Annotated in this window: 13 protein-coding genes; 5 read left to right on the top strand and 8 right to left on the bottom strand. The window is 32.3% G+C overall.

Annotated features, from left to right (window positions below; genetic code table 11):
* Positions 1 to 82: 82 nt before the first annotated feature.
* Complete coding sequence (locus tag AB1282_RS12660) at positions 83 to 1525, bottom strand: spore germination protein (RefSeq protein ID WP_429899226.1); 1443 nt, start codon at positions 1523 to 1525, stop codon at positions 83 to 85.
* Positions 1526 to 1833: 308 nt separating this feature from the next.
* On the bottom strand, positions 1834 to 2868 hold the full coding sequence (locus AB1282_RS12655) for an AI-2E family transporter (RefSeq protein ID WP_056473914.1): 1035 nt from the start codon (positions 2866 to 2868) through the stop codon (positions 1834 to 1836).
* A gap of 348 nt (positions 2869 to 3216) precedes the next feature.
* Here AB1282_RS12655 and AB1282_RS12650 point away from each other — a divergent pair, with 348 nt between their 5' ends.
* Both AB1282_RS12650 and AB1282_RS12645 read left to right on the top strand, forming a co-directional pair.
* Entirely contained in the window at positions 3217 to 3654 is a 438-nt protein-coding gene (locus AB1282_RS12650; protein ID WP_056473913.1) for a hypothetical protein, read from the top strand.
* Positions 3655 to 3667: 13 nt separating this feature from the next.
* Positions 3668 to 3808, top strand: coding sequence for a hypothetical protein (locus tag AB1282_RS12645; RefSeq protein WP_172795431.1), 141 nt, complete (start codon positions 3668 to 3670; stop codon positions 3806 to 3808).
* A gap of 4 nt (positions 3809 to 3812) precedes the next feature.
* On the opposite strand, the gene AB1282_RS12640 is transcribed toward AB1282_RS12645, so the two are convergent.
* Genes AB1282_RS12640 through AB1282_RS12630 form a run of 3 tightly spaced genes read right to left on the bottom strand, consistent with a single transcriptional unit; the run spans position 3813 to position 7475 of the window.
* Positions 3813 to 4322: a (2Fe-2S)-binding protein gene (locus AB1282_RS12640; RefSeq protein WP_429899225.1), complete on the bottom strand. Its 510-nt coding sequence runs from the start codon at positions 4320 to 4322 to the stop codon at positions 3813 to 3815.
* Positions 4322 to 5155: an FAD binding domain-containing protein gene (locus tag AB1282_RS12635; RefSeq protein WP_429899224.1), complete on the bottom strand. Its 834-nt coding sequence runs from the start codon at positions 5153 to 5155 to the stop codon at positions 4322 to 4324. Before AB1282_RS12635 ends, AB1282_RS12640 begins: the two co-directional genes overlap by 1 nt.
* A 1-nt stretch (position 5156) precedes the next feature.
* Positions 5157 to 7475, bottom strand: coding sequence for a xanthine dehydrogenase family protein molybdopterin-binding subunit (locus AB1282_RS12630; RefSeq protein WP_429899223.1), 2319 nt, complete (start codon positions 7473 to 7475; stop codon positions 5157 to 5159).
* A 270-nt stretch (positions 7476 to 7745) separates the two neighbouring features.
* On the opposite strand from AB1282_RS12630, the gene AB1282_RS12625 reads away from it, so the two are divergent.
* From AB1282_RS12625 to AB1282_RS12615, 3 genes are read left to right on the top strand one after another with little or no spacing between them, the layout of a single operon-like run.
* Entirely contained in the window at positions 7746 to 9128 is a 1383-nt protein-coding gene (locus tag AB1282_RS12625; RefSeq protein ID WP_056473905.1) for a spore germination protein, read from the top strand.
* A complete protein-coding gene (locus tag AB1282_RS12620) occupies positions 9125 to 10195 on the top strand; it encodes a GerAB/ArcD/ProY family transporter (protein WP_056473904.1) in 1071 nt (356 codons plus the stop codon). The genes AB1282_RS12625 and AB1282_RS12620 overlap by 4 nt, the downstream gene beginning before the upstream one ends.
* A complete protein-coding gene (locus AB1282_RS12615) occupies positions 10195 to 11328 on the top strand; it encodes a Ger(x)C family spore germination protein (protein WP_429899222.1) in 1134 nt (377 codons plus the stop codon). The genes AB1282_RS12620 and AB1282_RS12615 overlap by 1 nt, the downstream gene beginning before the upstream one ends.
* Before the next feature lie 181 nt (positions 11329 to 11509).
* Here the strand turns inward: AB1282_RS12615 and AB1282_RS12610 are convergent, their stop codons facing one another.
* From AB1282_RS12610 to AB1282_RS12600, 3 genes are all read right to left on the bottom strand, one after another.
* A complete protein-coding gene (locus tag AB1282_RS12610) occupies positions 11510 to 12409 on the bottom strand; it encodes a LysR family transcriptional regulator (RefSeq protein ID WP_056473900.1) in 900 nt (299 codons plus the stop codon).
* 869 nt (positions 12410 to 13278) lie between these two features.
* Positions 13279 to 17469, bottom strand: a complete 4191-nt coding sequence (locus AB1282_RS12605) for a S8 family serine peptidase (RefSeq protein WP_429899220.1) — start codon at positions 17467 to 17469, stop codon at positions 13279 to 13281.
* A gap of 722 nt (positions 17470 to 18191) precedes the next feature.
* Positions 18192 to 19091, bottom strand: coding sequence for a LysR family transcriptional regulator (locus AB1282_RS12600; RefSeq protein ID WP_056473897.1), 900 nt, complete (start codon positions 19089 to 19091; stop codon positions 18192 to 18194).
* Positions 19092 to 19211 lie beyond the last annotated feature (120 nt).

Below are 19211 nucleotides of genomic sequence, written 5' to 3'. Positions count from 1 at the left end.
TTCTACTCCTTCTAGTCATCAACATATAGAATTGGAACAAAAAGCAACATTAGTTCTTCAATACGTTACTCTTTGTTCCAATTTATTTTTTATGAGGATATGTATGTTTACTATTAATAATCTTCCTTAAATCTCCTCTAATTAGAGCATCTTTCATTTCTTTTGAGTTAAATGGAATAAACGGTGCTAAATATGGAACCCCCATTGATCTAATTGATGCCATATAAGCGATCAAAATAATTAATCCGATGAAAATCCCTTTTAACCCAAAGAAAAATCCTAAAAATAAAAAAACTAATCTTAACGCCATAACCGATCCATACAGTCCTCCTGCAGCAATTGCAATACTAGAAAGGAAATTAATTCCTACTATTATTAACGTCGCAGAATGAATCAGTTTTGCAGTGACTGAAGTTTGTCCAACTACAATAGCCCCTATGAGTGAAACAATAATGACAGTCGATTTAGGAATTCTCAACGATGCTTCAGTAAGTAACTGGAAAATAATCATGACAAATAATATCTCAACGATAATAGGTATCATAGTATCTGACTTTGCGAAAAACACCTTTGCAAATTTATGCGGTACCCAGTCATGATGAAAACGGACCACTGTTTCATAAAGGCCCAATAAAATAATTGAAAATAACCAGCTAAACAAACGTAAAAACCTGAATCCATATCTTCCTGATTTAGTATTATATTCATCCGGTTGATGAAAATAATGAAGAAAAAGACAAGGAACGATAAGACTATAAGGAATACCATTTACTAAAATCGCAACACGCCCCTCATATAATGCTGACACAGTGACATCTGGACGTTCACACGTAAAAACGGTTGGAAAGAATGTTTTTTTCCCTTCTAAAGCGTCTTCAATTACTCTAGCTTCTAATAAATAGGTCACATCTATATTTTTTATTCTTGACCTTGTTTCATCTAATATGTTTTTGTCAACAAATCCGTCCATATAAATAATCGAAACATCTGTTTTTACTTCGTTGCCTACCTCTAGATTTTCAATACTTAACTTATTTGACGGTATAATATTACGGAGAAGATTGATATTAACTTTTAACTGTTCATTAAATCCTATTAACGAGCCTTTCAATGATCTTTGAGTATCAGGCTCATTGATTGACCGCATTTGCCAATCAACAGTATCTGCTAAAATTCCTTCTTCATAACCATCAACTAATATAAGTGTCTTTCCTTTCGATAGTCCAATCAAAATATCTTCATATGCTTTTACCTTCATCACATCAGCAATTGAAAGATGACGGGTGATAACAGCGTCAATACTGTCGAATTTAATAATTCTCAGCAAAGGCTTAAGAATATTATCTTGAATAGATTGTGTATTCGTTATCCCATCAATATACAAAATTGCAGCATCACGAATGACTTCATCATTTACCGTTAGTAGTCTAACTTTCAAATCAGTACCGTTATTAAACTCTTCTTTTATATAATGAATATTCTTTTCTAAACTTACTACTAAAGTTGACTGTTCCGTGTTATTCACTAAAAAATCTCCTTAAGCATATTTTGGTTTAGTTTGTCCTGCATATTCCAATTTATGTTAATTTGGGTGAAGGTTTCAGTTTCAATTTTGTATTAAAAAATAATCCAGCCTTATTGGAAGGTAAAGTTGTTGAAGTCGACTTACTAAGTTATGAACCTTTAGATGTGACACTTGGTCTTTTACGTTTAAAAAAGAAATTATTATCCCCAGTTGAAAAGCAATTCATTAGATTTATTAAATCGGAAATGAATGAATATGAAGGCTAAGTAAAAAAAAGATGATATCGTCACACGATATCATCTTTTGATTTATTCAGTTGATTCTACTTCTTTCTTCTCATGATCTGTTACGCCCAATACATCTAATAAAAAGATGAAAACTGGTATCCCAATAATAAGACCCCATACGCCAAAAAAACGTTCAGAAAAAACAAGAATTAGAAAAGTATAAAAAACTGGTAAGTTCGTTTTAGCTGATATTAGCTTTGGATTTAAAAAATAAGTTTCAAGTGCATGTAAAACAAGAATCATCAAAATTACATACATGATATGTGTCATTCCACCGATTGTATAGGCAATCGTACAAAGTGGAATTAATGAGATAAACATTCCAGCAACCGGGATTAGTCCAAGCAAGAAGATCAAGAAGCCTAAACCGATAAGCTGTGGAAATCCCATAAATCTTAATGCGATCACCGATAAAATACAATTCACTAATGCAATTAAAAACTGGGCTTCAATTACTTTACCAAAAGAACGTGAAAATCTTTCTCCAAAATAAGCCATCTCATAATAAAAAAGTGATATCTTACTATTCTCAAACTTTTTGGTAAATGCAATAATCCTAGGCTTTTCAAGTAGAAAAAAGAAACTTAGAACTAAAGCAATTAATACTTCAATCCCCCATTGGCTAATATTAGAGGCATACTTATATAAAAAATCTAATCCTTGCTCAGTATAACCTGATATTTCAACCTTTTTAATTGCGGTTACAATATAATTGATGATTTTCTCATCTGGTGGATTCATATAAAAGGTTTTGATTTGTACGATTAGTTGGACAACTTGAGATGTAATAACAGGTAAATAATTATAGATCCCTACGACTAAAGCTGCCACAATAACGATATACAAAGAATAGACAACTACTAACCGATTAACCGGTAAAATCTTGTTTACTCTATTAATAATAAATTTATGTACTCGATCCATTAAATAAGTAAAAATGAAAATTAGTAAGACTAAATTTATTATTTTGCGAGTTAAGATTAGTACTAGAATGATACAAGCCATCATTGCTAGTCGTCTAAACGTACTACTTTGAAAAAATTTTCTGACCTCCATTCCACAACCCCCTTACCTAGATATTATTGTGCCTGAGTAGTATGGAAATCTTAATTTTTATAATAAAAACATAACCACATCCCAAAGGAAGTGGTTCATAAAGTTGCTTCTCTTTTCATTTTTATTTAATAAATTCTTCAATTATGAATTTTCATTTAACAAATTCTTAATGTTGAAAAGCGCCACTTTTTATTTTACCAATTCTAACACTAAAAATAAAGATGCAGCTAAACAATTATGTTTAGCTGCATCTTTTAATTGAACTTTTTGTGTCAATAATTGTTCCCCATCCCTTTTCATTCACACTTGGGCACTGAATGAATACTATAGGCATGAGGGTGTGATTCAATGAATGACTATAAGATTAAAGAAGATCTTCGTATTATCGCTACTCTTCAAAGAGATTTAAATGTCGCCGCTGCAGCATTATTATTAACTGGCCAAATTACGATAATAGGTGTATTTGTAACGTCTGGAGAATTTAGTCTTTCTCTAAGTGGACCCTTATTAGGTAGAGAACGTGTAGAAAGTAAATATGGAGATCAATTTACAAATGCTCTCATTGATGTAATCGATATAATTATTGCTATTTTATTATTAATAGATGAAGTTCGAGTTGTAAGCTCCGTTATAGGACCCGGTAGATTCTCACTAAATGTGAGTGGACCTATTTTTGGTGCGCCAGTTAGCGAACCGACACTTCCTTTTCTAAAAAAAACATATTACTTTTGTAAAAAAATTGTTTCGAAACATTTTGATATTGATCCGAGAATCTTTAGTAAATAAAGGAATGGTGATTATGGCTTTAACAGATATCCCTACTGTAAGACCTACTGATACCCAAGTTTTTCTTATGGCAATTTCCGTCATTTCGTTTATTTTCTTCTTTACACAACGAAAGTCAAGTGATTCAACGACTTCAACGACACAGGTGAGTTAAGAAATCACTGTTCGTCTTTTTCTAACTCATTATTGATTGGTTTTTCCCTATTTTCGATAACTGATAAAACAGCTTCTTCAATTTCTTCATAGCATGTGCATCTACAAATATTAGAAGATAACCATTCTTTCATTGTTTCATATGTTGGATGAGGGTTTTTTATTAAAAGTGAATGACAATTCATGATGAATCCAGGTGTACAATAACCACATTGAAACGCAAAATTTTCAACGAAGGCTTTTTGTATAGGTGAATCTTTTAAACCTTCAATTGTAGTTATTTTTTGTCCGATTGCCTCGATGGCAAGCATAATACATGATTTATACACTGTACCTTCCATAACAACTGAACAGGCTCCACAATCTCCATTTAAGCATCCTGGTTTTGCGCCAGTAAGCCCGAGCTTTGCTCGTAACACATAAAGGAGAGTGTCTACTGGACGAATCTCCACTTGTCGAATTTCGTCATTAACATTTAAAGAAACGGTTAATTTTTTTATTGGAGACTGGTCCATTACCTTCCCTCCATTTCAATCATTATCTCTTCTATTGTGTTTTTTAGTACAAATAGTCGGTACTCTTTTGAGCCTTCAACATCGTCAAGCACTTCTCCTGGAATGAATTGCAATGCTTTTTGAATTCTTTCTTCTATGCTCAAGTTAGTATTATTTAACTCAACTTCCATTTGCTTTGAACGAAACGGAAAAGGGCATAGCCCACTAAAAGCAAAACGCAATTGATTATCTGATTTAATAGATGCGATCGTCAGTAATGGATAACCTGTATCCCATTGCTGACGCTTTTTTATGCTCATATATGGTAGATTGATATACTTCTTTTCCGTTAAAAGTTGGATCAAAAATTGTCCATCTTGGAGTTGAAAGTTTTGGTTGAAGATTTGCTCGATTTGAAAAGCCTCTATTCCATTAAATCCAGCAACAATTACTTGGCTATCACAAAGTAGAAATGGTAAAACTGCTTCCCGGTAAAAAATTTGACCACATAAATTTCCGCCTAAGGTTATTTTATTTCTTGCCGTACGATCAGCTATTTCCATAGATGCTTTAGAGAGTAATGGAAAAAGGTTTTTCTCTTCAATTTCTGTTAGTGAGATTACAGCACCTGATATTAAATAGTCTTCATTAAACTCAAATAATTGGCACTCACTTAGATCTTTAAGATCGATCAGGGCATCTGTTTCAACCAGATTTAACCGACCAAGTGTTATAATTTCTGTACCACCTGCATAATAAATCGGCCTCTTGTTTTTAGCTTTTAAAAAATAAAAAGTCTCCAATGCTTCTTTAATGGACATTGGTCTATAGTATTCTATATTAGAAGATAACAATCTAGTTCCCACCTTCTTTTACTTTCCATAATAATTCTGGGATAATTGGTAAATTGTTAATGTTTGCCGAAAGCGCAGTAGAAAGACTGTTACCAAGAGCAGCTGGCATTCCTAATAATCCATGTTCCCCTACACCTCTTGCACCAAAAACAGCATCGACTTGTGGCGTTTCAACAAAGGCTACTTCATATTTAGGGTTCTCACCAAACCGAATCGGTCGATAAGTTCGTAATTGAGGATTTAGTACCTTCCCTTTCGCATCGAAATAAAAGGTTTCTCTTGCTGCAAAAGATAAGCCCATACTCATAGCACCTTTAACTTGCCCAGTTGCAGTCTTACTGTTTAGTACTTTGCCAATATCAACAGCTGTAACGGCTTTAAGAATCCTATATTCATATGTTTTTAGATTGACTTCTACTTCTACACCATGTGCACAAACCGTCCACTCTGGTCCAGGTTTTCCAGCGCCAGTTTCTCGATTTAAACGGGTTAAGCCAGTTAAAATATAGTGTCCCCTTCCAATTATTTGTCCTCCTATTGAATTTCCATTTGGAAATGTATAACCGTAAGCAATTTTTTCAATTGGGATATTTGTATCTGGATTACTTCTTAAAAACACTTTTCCATACCCAACTTCTAAATCATCAACAGGAGCACGCAATATAAATGCAGCTAAATCTTTTAATTGCCTCATTAAATCCTCAGCAGCTGCTAACAATGCTCTACCAGCCATGAATGTTCCTCTACTTGCAACTGTTTTCCAATGCTCAGGTGTATTTAGAGTATTGATATTCATTTGAACATGAATGTCGTTTACATCCATTTTCAGGATTTCTGCTAACATTTGAGCAAGAATCGTTTTAGTTCCCTGACCGAGTTCTACAACACCGGACATTAAATTAATACTTCCATCTGCATTGTAGATCAATATTACGCCTGAGCTTGCATTTGGTGTAATAGTAGAGGTCTTCCATGAACAGCTAATTCCTTTAACTCTTACTTTATGATTACCTAAGTCAATAACTTGACCTTCCTGCCAATTAATTAATTCTTTCATTTTTTCAATACATTTTGGGAGATTTCCAACTGTACTAGAATTTAATACAACTTGTGTAGGAGTCGTATCACCTGGTTTAATGGCGTTTCTTTCTCGTAGTTCGATAGGATCCATATTTAATTTTCTAGCAAGAATATCCATTGCTCTCTCAAACGCAAAATGTACTTCTGAATGACTAAACCCTCTAAAAGGTGCTGGGTATGGATGATTCGTATACATGCATAAAGAATCACACCAAATATTTTCAATATTATACGGTCCTGTGCAATCAACTGCTCCTGCCCGTGTTAAGTCAATCGATTTATCTGCATATGCTCCGCCATCCCATAAATAGTGAATTTCTGCAACTTTGAGCATTCCTTCTTTTGTACTTCCCAGTTTTACATTCGCCTCAAGACCAATATGTCCCGGAGATGAAAGCATATCATTTTCACGAGTGTTATATATTTTTACTAATCTACCATTTACAGCTCGTGAAGCAATATAGGCTAAAAGTTCTAACTGGACTGCTCCTTTTCCACCATACCCCCCACCTACAAAAGGAGTGTTTACAATAACTTTTCCGGGTTTAACTCCAAAATAATCTCCAATCAAATCCTTAACCATAAATGGGCATTGTGAAGAAGTTGTAATCTCAATTGAGCCATCATGATGGATTTGAGCAAATGAACATCTTGTCTCCATTGCAACATGGTCAGATGATCTAAATGCAAAATTCTCATCAATCATTACTTCGCTCTCTCTCCAACCTTTGTTAAAATCTCCTTTACGAATTTTAATCCTAGTAGCAATATTCGTACCTGGCTCTGGATAAACACCTTCAGTTATTTTATACTCTCCTAGTTTTGGATGTATAAGTGGTGCATCTTGTTTAAGTGCTTCTGTTGGAGAATTTACAACTGGAAGTATTTCATATTGTACTTTTACTAAATTAGCAGCTTGATTTGCTTCATAAAGGGTGTCCGCTACAACGATTGCCACTACTTCACCAAAAAATCGAACACGGTCAAAAGCGATTGGATAGCGGTCAAGTATTCCTTCTCCTACTAAAGGTAGATTCTCACCAAATATGATTTTTCTTACACCTTGTACTTTTAGAGCATCGGTAGCATCTATACTTTTAATCATCGCATGAGCGTATGGACTTGTTACTAATTGAGCGTGAAGCATATCATTTGTCTGAAAGTCGTCTGTATATTTAGCATATCCCGTAACTTTTTCAAAAGACTCTTTTCGGGGTATCCCTTTTCCAATTATATGCATCGTGTTTTCTAAACCCCTTTCGAAAAAAACGTTTAACATAAATTTCTTTTATATGAGATACTATAAAAATTTATGTTTTGAAAACAAAAAAAATGCCCAGATAGGAGAATCAGGCCATTTATAACTCATAATCAAAACTAAAATTGAGATTTTTTCTTTATTTTAAGTATGTGACCTATTTTTTTCCTAAGAAGTATTTCCATACATATCCAATTTCACAAAGGGAATAATACTTATATTCTTAGCGGAGTTTTTAAGGAGTTGATTTAAATGGAAGTAAACGAAAAAACCTCCATGCTTGAAGAAGTACAAAGCGCATTTCAATCTAGTTCAGATTTTAAATATAAAAAATATTCAATCGAGGAAGTAACTCTACATTTATGTTATTTAGACACTTTGATTGATTCAGAAGTAATTCAAACACATATACTAGAACGGATTTTTTCAAAAAATAACTCAGATCGAATTGTAACAACTATATTGGATACTGAAGATGCGTATACACTTGATGAGTGTATTCAGTTTATTCTTTCTGGTAACGTCATTGTTTTTAATGATAATAATAGGAGTAAAGCGAAGTCATATTCTGCACTTTCTGATAATAGCGATCGTTCAATATCAGAATCAATTTCCGAAACAGTAATATTAGGACCCCATGACAGTTTTGTTGAGAGTCTTCAAACCAACTCAACTTTAATTCGAAAAAGATTACGTACGAAAGAATTAATCATCAAAAATATAACAATTGGTAAAAAATATCCTGTGACGCTTTCCATTTTTTATTTAAACGATATTACTCCAAAATCAATGATTGAAACAATTGAACAGAAAATAAAAAAGCTAGAGACAAGTGGAAAAGTTGAACCTGTACAAATGATCGGAACTGTACATATTCAAAATATGATAGAAGAATATCCCTCTTCTCCATTTCCACAAGTGATGTTCACTGAAAGACCTGATCGTACAGTTCGTCATTTATTAACAGGAAAACCTGCAATTATACTCGATAATGACCCTAGTGCATTATTATTTCCTTATGATATTTATGGTTATTTCCGTAGTGCAGACGATTTTAATTTTAGATGGCTTTTTGGTATATTTTTTTATTGTTTAAGAATATTCGCATTTTGGCTTGCAGTAACATTACCTTCAATTTATATAGCAGTTACAAATTATCATTCGAATATCTTACCTACTTCTATTTTTTATACATTAAAATTATCAATTGAAAATGTACCACTTCCACCTATAGTCGAAGCTTTTTCAATGATTATTATTTTAGAGTTATTGAAAGAAGCAGCTCTGAGACTTCCAAATCCTGTTGGTGCAACTATTGGTACTGTTGGGGCTATTGTAATTGGGACAGCTATAGTACAAACAAATTTAATCTCAAACTCTATGGTTGTTGTAATCTCAATTACTGCCGTTTCCTCATTTGCACTACCATCAAAAGAAATGTCTATCGCCTCAAGAGTAATGGGCATACCTCTTTTAATCCTTGCAGCAATTTTTGGATTTATTGGTATTAGTCTTGGTATTTTTATGATGCTTGCTCATCTATCCAAAATTAGAGCGTTTAGTTATCGATATGTAGAGAATCCAGGTTTCTCCGAATTTGTTTTATTAAAAAATAGAAAGGGAAAAGAAACATGATCAATAATAAACACCTATTTTATTTAATTATATTTTCACAATTCGGCGTTGCCATTACTAACCTCCCAAATAATATTTATAAAAAAGCGGGGCACGATGGTTGGATTTCGACACTTATTGGTGGTGTAATCGTTCAAATTATACTATTTCTTTATTATAGTTTGTATAAAAAATTTCCAAATAAAAGTTTTACAGACTATACAAAAATAATTACGAATCCATTCATTGGAACTTGTATTAATATTAGCTATTTCATCTATTTTTTGTATGTAGTGATCTTAATATCTACTAGATTTTCTGATATTATCAAGATTTGGATTTTTCCAAAAAGCCCTGCTTGGCTTATTCTCATTTTATTTTTATTTACAGCCTATATTGTCGCGAAAAATGACATCTTAACAATCGCTAGAACGTATGTACTTTGCACATTTATCTTTCTGATATTTATTTTATTTCTACTAGTTTCTTATAAAAATGTTCATATAGGTAGAATATTACCTATTGGTCAATCTCCAATTACAAAGATCAGCTCTGGTGCATATTCATCCTTTATTGAAATGTTAGGCTTTGAAATCTTTTTATTTTTACCGCCATTTTTTCAAAATACAAAAAAAAAATTATTCACTTTATCTATCGCAAATTTTTTTACAACATTAATGTATACCTTTATTCTTTTCACGTCCTATATCAAATTAAGCAATAAAGAAAATAGTTACATCATTGACCCCATACTTTATATATTTAAAACTTATCAGTCAAAAATGATCGATAGTCTAGATACATTGTTTTTAAGCCTATGGATCATTGTAATTTGTGCAACAGTAATTAACTATATTTATATCGTTAGTGAAGATGTACATAAGGGTCTATCTTTAATCGTAAAAAATAGAAAAAGTATATTACTTTTCATCATCTTAATCATATTTGCTTTTTATCCTTTAATTTCTTTACAGGTAATCAAAAGAGAAGCACTTGCGAATTTTGGCACTTATTTAGATCCCATCTTTATTATCATCATTCCATTTCTTCTATTCTTAATTAATAAAGTTAGGGGGCTAATAAACTGATGAGTAAATCTTATAAAATTATTAGTTTATGTTCCATTCTTTTATTAGCTACAGGTTGTTGGGATACTAGAGCAATTACTGAAAAGACATTAGTTAATGGGATTAGTTTTGATTTAGATCAAGATAAAAAAATTGAGGTCAATGCGCTAATACTTGATATTATCGGTAAGGGAGCTGGCGTATTCGATTTCCAGAGTGAAACTGTTGATTCTAAAGGCATCTCAGTTTCTCAAGCTTCAATGCATTTACAATCATTTTTACCTGGAGATATAACGACATCCAAAACTAAAATTTTATTATTTGGTGAAGATTTCGCGAAAACAAAAATTACTCATATTATAAGTACTTTTAGAAGGAGAACGTTATCAAATCTAAATGTATCTGTTGCAATAACAAATAAACAACCTGCAAAAAACGTTTTAAAATTAAAAACAGTCGGAACTAAACCGTTATCGGTAATATTGAGTCAAACTATAAAAAATGCTGAATTCACTTCAATCGCTCAACAAATACAGCTTTTTAATATTTTTACATATACTTCCGAAGAAGGTATAGACTTTACAATACCAGTAGTAGATGTAACACCAGCCGATCGAGTAGAAGTTACTGGCGCAGGTTTAATGCATAATGGTAGCTATACTGGACGTTTCGTTTCTTCTGAACAATCTCCGCTTCTTCTAATGATGATGGGTGAATACGGCTCTACAGGTAATTTTATTACAAAGCTTTCTAAAAAATATGAACCGCCATACAATATACTTGCTTATAATATTATTCGACCTAAAAATAAATTAACAGTTTCGACCTCTAAAGATAAAATAGAGGTCAATTTAACAGTTAAAGTTAATGTATCGATAGATGGAATATCTACAATGAAATTTTTAGGCGAGGATGAAATGTGGTCAGTTATTAATAAAGATCTAAATAAAAGAGCTCAAGAAGTTATTAAAGATATTCAACTTGCTAATAGTGATGTACTAGGGATTGGTCGATATTTAAAAGAACATCACCCAGAAAAATGGCGAAAACTTAATTGGGAAAAAGAATATCCAACAATTAAAATCAAACCTAAGGTAGTCGTAACCATATTAGACACAGGTGCAATTGGTAAAGAAACTCAGTTTGAAGAATAATATAATAAAGAAAACTCGCCGATTGGGGAGTTTTTAGGCGAAGACAGAGGTGTAATTGCATTTATAATTAATTCCTAAAATTGAAAACTATTCGAGTTTACTTCTCCGTTGCCAATTTATACACTCTTAATGTGTAAAAAGATCGTGTAGTCAGTTCCAAATCCTGCCTCCACGATCTTTTTTATATACTATTTTTAAACTGTTTTTTTATTTTCTCAATAAATTCTCTTGCTAATGGTGACAAACTTTTCGATTGTAAATGAATTAGCCAAAAGTCAACATCGAAAGTAGTCTCTTCCTTTAAGGGAATTATTTTAATATCCCCACTTAGAATCATTGGCTGATTTCGAATCGAAAATTCATGCAAATACAAAATTGCTTGGCTCTCTTTTACTAACTCATAAAGTAAGCTACTTCTATTTGATCTAAGAACGACGTTGTTTGAATTCAATTTTGAAATTTTTTCTAGTGTTTTATAGTCGGAGTTTTTATACATAACTATTTTGGTATTTTTCAATTCATTTGGAGATACAGAATCATAAGTATAAAATGGTGATTTTTTACCGACTGCAATACAAATATGTCCTCTATGTAAGTGCTCATATTCAATGAATCTTTCTTTTTTTAACTCTTCGTTTGTAGAAGGAATAAGTGCAAAATCATAATCCTGATTACTGAAATTTTGAATAATACTGGCAGGATTTTCTTCAACAACTTCAAATGTAACTTCATATGGTTCTTTATTAAACATTACCATTGTTTCTTGAAGCATATATGTAAAAGTAGGAGCGGTTATTATTTTCAAATGCGTTTCACTTCTATTTTTAATATCAAAAATTTCTTTGTTAAGCTCTTTAATTGTGCTCAATAAAGTAATTGCCTTTGAAATAACGATTCTCCCTTCAAATGTTGGAATAACACCTTGTTTCGATCGGTTAAAAATTTTAATACCAAGCTCATTTTCTAACTGAGTAATGGACTGGCTCATGCCAGAAGGTGAGATAAATAATTTTTCAGCAGCCTTCGTAATTGACTTTTCCTTTGCTGCATAAACGATATGTTCCATTTGTTCGAAATTCATGATTCACCACTCTCTTTTGTATGACCAGATATCATTATTGATTTTATATTATTTTCAAAAGTAATGTATCATTCTTAGTATTATCTTGTTCTATGCTCACATACTTAAGTTTACTAAAAATTTAAAAGAGAAGCCAAATTATTGGCTTCTCTTTCAAGCTGTTGAAATACAATCTTGTCAATTAATATCCAAATTTTCGTAAAGAAGTAAAGTGAGGTTGATTTCCATTACAGGATGCTCGCTTTCCATGGGGCGAGACCTGAGCCTCCTCGTTCCTGCGGGGTCTCAGCCTTCCCGCATTTCCCATAGGAGTCGAGCACCCCTCCATTCCAATCAACTAATTCATCAAAAAAAGTTTATGATAAAAACCTAATTTAATATCCTTTACTTAGAGTAAATAACAATTTATTAGTCAGTTTGTTGGTCAATTAAAATCGACATCAAATTTAAAACTAATCATAGGAACTTGTCGATCTAAACATAATGACTACTCAAACATATTAAACATTTTAAAACCATTAATAGATCATCAAAAAATGACAAATTTATCATCAATAATGGTCACTGAATAGACGTTTTCCTTTTTGACCGTTCTATATTTCAACACATTGAAAAACGGAAGCCTAAGTATGTAAACTGTTGAAAATTACTAACTCATAACAGCTTCACGAGTAAGTAAATAAGCTAAAATTTGAAAGCAACTTACTCATAACAGGTTCATGATAAATAAATATGCTAAAATTTCAAAAATACTTATTCATAACAGGCTTTAGTTAAAATCACCCACCATTAATTGAGCACTAATTGACAAACGCATTTTTCAACAGTATAAAAGAGAAGCCAAATTATTGGCTTCTCTTTCTAGTATCTTACTTTAATCCTAATTGCGTTAAAACATCATCTAAATTTACACCTTTATATGAAGACCTAGCCTTAGGAGGATTTGGTACTGTCGTATTTTGTAAACCAAAGTTTTTAACAACGTAATCCATATCCTTTTTGTCTACTACACCATCGAAGTTTAAATCAGAACCTGAATGGCTCGTACCCCAATAAGTTTGTAAATTTAATGCGTCTAAAATATCGATAACATTATCTTTATTTGTGTCCCCAGCTGCAGCCTGACCTAAGCTAAAGCCTAACCATTTTCCAAGCGCTTCTCCGCGAACATTATCTGATAAAACTAATTGTCTAGACAACGTAAAGTGACCAGGTGCATCTACCTTAACTGTATATGGTTTTGTATCAGGATCCAGGTTATCTGATACGAGATAAGTTCCATTTTTGCTTGTCCAGATTGCATCTTGAACATTTTTTCCATCATATGAAGTAATTGTCACTTTAGCACCTATATTTTGTTGATCTAACTTATAATTCATCTGACCAGTAGCTGGATCATATGCTCCTTCTAATTTCATTGTGCCAGAATATCTAGACATTGTTTGTTTTATATCAAACGATTCCATATAACTGTAAATATTATTTGTTACTACATTTGATTGATCGGTTGTTTCTCCAGTAATGAGATTCAAAACTGCAGGGAACTCCCTGTTGGTGTAACGTTTAGCTGTTACTAAGTCGAAATTTACTAATTGTATATCTTCAGGTAAAGATTTATTACCTAAATAGTTAAATGTTATTGTATATGTTGTTGAGTAATTCGGTTTAGTTGTTGAAGATACAGATACTTGTGCATCACCGTATTGCTTTACAGCATCACTTATTACAACATTTTCAATTTTTGCGTAATCTTTGTATTCCGATACTGCAATTGGAATTGTAATTTTCGCAGTTTTTAGATTTTTCATATTATTAGAACGTAGAGAATAATTAATTGTATCTCCAGATGAAGCTTCTTGTTTATTTGCTTTTAAGTAAAAATATGGATACGATTCTGGAACAAACACTACCTTTAAAAATCCCGTAGCACCTGAAGTAAAGTTTCTTGCCGCATCATTCGCAACAAACGATACTTTACATGGTACTTGCTTTTTTTGTACTAGTATTTGATCTTTAATATTTCCATCTTTATCCGCGTTTATTGCTGGCTCTGGATAACCAGCATTGTTGTATGGGACAACTTGATTGCTAGACTGATCAATTGGAATTCCTGCTTTATTTGCATCTGCTACTTCTGGATCATTAACATTGATATTAAAGTCATATAAAAATTGTCCATTTGAATCAAATTGACTGTCTGTATATTCAATAACCTTTTGATCTAACGAATCAAAACTTGAAGTCATCTTTGGTTTGCCTTTTTCATAAATGAAATCAGCTGATTTAGAGAATGTTTTACCTTGATCATTTGTACCAATCGCTCTTAATTTATAATGTCCTGTTTTTGCTAATACAATTGAATCACTTATTGGATTTTTTGGATCACCAGTGAATGGGAAATAAGCCCCAGCAAATCCAGATGGCACTCCGGTAACAACATTTTCCGGAAGTCCACGTGTATCATATGATGCAAGTAAACCTAGATCTTCACCAGTAGTTGCATCTTGGACTACAAAATCGAGGGTTTTCATATGTGATTTTAACGAAATCTTAAATAGAATTTGGCTTATTGCTCTATTTGGTACAGCTGTATCACCTGAAAACATATTAGTCGTTAGTGTAAAAGTATCAATACCTTCATTTACTACTCGTCCACCAAATGGAATTTGATAAGTTTCAGTCGGATCAGCAGCATTTGTAAAAACGATATATCCTTCATATGTGCCTTTTTCTGCTGTTTTAGGAATATTTAAATTAAACTTAATATTCTTTGTGCTAATTCCATTTAATTTAACTGAAGTTGGTCCAGTTAATGTTACATTATTTTTAGCAGCATCTAATGATCCTCTTAAACCAGTTTGGAATTTAACATTTACATTAAATGTTTTCGCTTTTTCACTTCTATTTTTCAATGTAACAGTACGGTCATCAGTAATATCTTGGTCATTAAATCCAAATGAACCGAAGCTAATGCCACCTGTTAATTCTTTAATGGTTTTTAGTTTACCTTTATCATTTATTGTCGGAGTTTGATCATTCACTTGTAGTTCCACATTTGAGTGGATAGCTTCATAAGCATCAACTCGTCCGCTTCCAATTTCAAACACACTGTAATTTTTTGATAATGGATCAGCTGTGTTCATTAAGATTGATTTTACATCAGCTGGTTGCAAATCTTTGTTCGACTGTAATAACAATGCAGATACCCCAGCAACATAAGGTGTTGCCATTGAAGTTCCAGATAAGCGTTCATATGCATATTTATAATCTTCTGGTTTGGAACCATCTACTGTTTTATTGTTTACATAAAACGGAACAGTTGACATGATCGCAACACCAGGTGCTGTAACTTCCGGTTTAATATCATAGTTAACACGAGAAGGACCTCTTGAACTGAACGCAGCTAATTCATCGCTAGTTGAATGGATTATTGAATAGTCCCCAAACGAGAAGTTTGTATTACCCGCTTGAAGCGCTGCTAGAATTTGTTTTCCATCACTGTTTGATATTGTAAATGATGGAATTGCATCAACTGATTCACCTAAAAATGCATTAATTGGCCCTTCAGCTTGGTTTAGCTCATCGTTATACATAATGACTCCGACTGCGCCTCTCGTTTTTGCATTTTTAATTTTATCAATTAATGCATTCGTTCCACGCTTAATGAATGCAATATTTCCATTTAGGTCCTTGCCGGTAAAATCAGCTGTTGTTCTAGCTAGACCTACATCTACTAATTTGAATGTTTTTCCTTTTAATTGAGTTAAATCATCCGAGTAATTTCTTGCTAACTGTCTTAACGTGTAATTAGCACCATTTTGCACACCTGCATATTGATAAGCTTCAAGTGAAATGGATGAAGCACCAACTGTTAACGCTAATGCTGATGCACCTGGTGAACCTAATGTATACATTTGGTCTCCAGAATTACCCGCTGCAACAACTGTTGTCACACCGCTTAAAACAGCATTGTTTAAAGCAATTGATGTCGCATAAAGTGGATCATTTAACGAGTTACCTAATGACAGATTAAGAACATCCATCCCATCCTTCACTGCTCGATCGATCCCAGCGATAATCGAATCAGTTGTTCCGCTTCCATATGGACCTAAAACGCGGTAAGAGTAAAGATCCGCATCTGGTGCTGCACCAAGCATTTTGTATTCACTATCCGCTTTACCACGCCCACCGATAATACCAGCAACATGTGTACCATGTTCTGTATAATAAGTACCTCCACCACTAGTTTCTGGTTGTCCCGATTTCTTCCAATCAGCATACGTTGTTTCCATTGGATCATTATCATTGTCGACGAAATCATATCCGCCTTTATAAGCATCCTTTAAATCTGGATGATTATAATCGATTCCTGTATCCAAAATACCTACTTTAATTCCTTTACCTGTGTATCCTTCTGCATGTAAGCGATCTAAACCATCATAAGGCGTGTAGTTTCCAACTTTTGCTTCATCAGCTTTTAATTGTTCGTTATCATCTGCAGTTGGTGGTTCAATTGAGAATGTTTCATTGCTCCAAACTGTTTTAACTGCTTTAGATTTTAATAGATTTTTTATTTGATTAGCTGGTAGGTTCATCGAAACACCATTAAAAGCATTTTTATATGAACGTGTAATCTTATAATCTACCTTCTTATTATTGTCATCAATTAATAGTTGATCTACATCTTGATTAAACGTTTGGTGATCTTGATCAATTAATTTTGTAGATTCATCTGTCGTTAAAGTTTGCCCTTCAAGACTCGCTTGAAGCTGAGCAACTTTTGTAGGCTGATTTGCAAATTGTACGATGACTGATGTTTGTTCAGTAGACGTTTGATCAATATCAGACGAAACTTGTAGACCTGTTTCTTCATTAACTGAAAGCTGGTTAAGTGCATCTCTTTGTTGTGGAGTTAAGTTTGCAAGAATATCTTCAGTCTTTGAATAGCCTGCAGCTTTTGTAAGATCTAAATGCCCAATAGATCCCAAAATAAAACTAGATGATAGAGCAACTACAGATAAGCTTTTAACAATTTTACGATTGTAAGACTTTTTCCCCATTTTCTTCCTCCATACCTATGTTTATTACATATGTTAGTGTTCATGAATAACGATACGATAATTTAATTGTGAAGCACTGCATTAGTTCTCATTAAATCTTGTACGATTTCATTACAAACTATCTATGTTAATACTATTATTGAAGAAAGGGGGACTTGAAGTAAATTGGGGAAATTAGAAGTTTTTTCCTTATTACAATAGTCATATTTACATTTTTAATTTTCAGAATAAATGTCAAATACTCTCATTTATTGTAAAAAAATTTGATTGTATTAATGCATTATTAATTTTTTTTAATGTAATATGTAGATTTTTGTAACCAAAAATAAACTTGTATTTGGGGGAAAAATAACAATATCATTTAATAAGATAGATAATATATGAATATCTCATTTTATTTTTTTTCAGAATGCTACATTTATCCTATATGCTTCCTTAATACTTCGTAAGTAAAAAATCTTAATAGTTCAATACTCTCTAAAAAAATTGTACTTTTTAAGAATGTACAAATCTTTTTCTAAGCACACATACTAAATTCTAATAAATAAAGAAAACTCGCCGATTGTCGAGCCTTTAGGCGAAGACAGAGGCGTAGGTGCACTAATACTTTATTCCTAAAATTAGGCTCCACGACGAATTAACTTCCTCGCTACCAATTTATACTTTCTTAATATTTAAAAAAGATCGTGTAGTCAGTTCAAAATCCTGCTCCACGATCTTTTTTATAAATTATTATTAAACTGTTTTTTTAATTTCTCAATAAATTCTCTTGCCAATGGTGATAATCTTTTCGATTGTAAATGAATTAGCCAAAAGTCAACGTCGAAAGTAGTCTTTTCCTTTAAAGGAATGATTTTAATATCTCCACTTAGAATCATTGGCCGATTTCGAATCGTAAATTCATGCAAATACGAAATTGCTTCGCTCTCTTTTACTAATTCAAAAAGTAAGCTACTTCTATTTGTTTTAAGAACAACATTGTTTGAACTCATTTTTGAAATTTTTTCTAGTGCTTTATAGTCGGAGTTTTTGTACATAACTATTTTGGCATTTTTCAATTCACTAGGAGATACAGAATCATAAGTGTAAAATGGTGATTTCTTACCGACTGCAATACACATATGTCCTCTATGTAAATGCTCATATTCAATGAATCTTTCTTTTTTTAACTCTTCGTATGTAGCAGGAATAAGTGCAAAATTATAATCTTGTTTAATAAAATGTTGAATAATATTAGCTGGATTTTCTTCAACTAATTCAAATGAAAGATCATTTTGTTCATCATTAAACTTTATCATTGTTTCTTGAAGTAGATAAGCAAAAGTAGGTGCAGTTAAGATTTTTAAATGAGTCTCACTTCTATTTTTAATATCGTATATTTCCTTATTAAGCTCCTTAATCGTGCTTAACAATGTCATTGCCTTTGAAATGACTATTTCCCCTTCAAAAGTTGGTGTTACACCTTGTTTTGATCGATTAAATATTTTTATTCCAAGTTCATTTTCTAACTGAGTAATAGATTGACTCATTCCAGAAGGAGATATAAATAATTTTTCTGAAGCTTTCGTAATTGACATTTCCTTTGCTGCATAAACAATATGTTCCAATTGATCAAAATTCATTTTTACAATTTCTCCTTAGAAAAACTAAATCTACTTCTTTTTACGGATTTCAACTTTACAATAACACTAAAAAAAATCAATTATTTCTTACTATTAACTTATTAACCATCTACATGTGGA

The organism is Gottfriedia sp. S16(2024) (assembly GCF_050473765.1).
Classification (GTDB): Bacteria; Bacillota; Bacilli; order Bacillales; family Bacillaceae_G; genus Gottfriedia.
The sequence above is the reverse complement of the archived record's forward strand: the minus strand, read 5'-3'. Positions and strand labels throughout refer to the sequence as shown.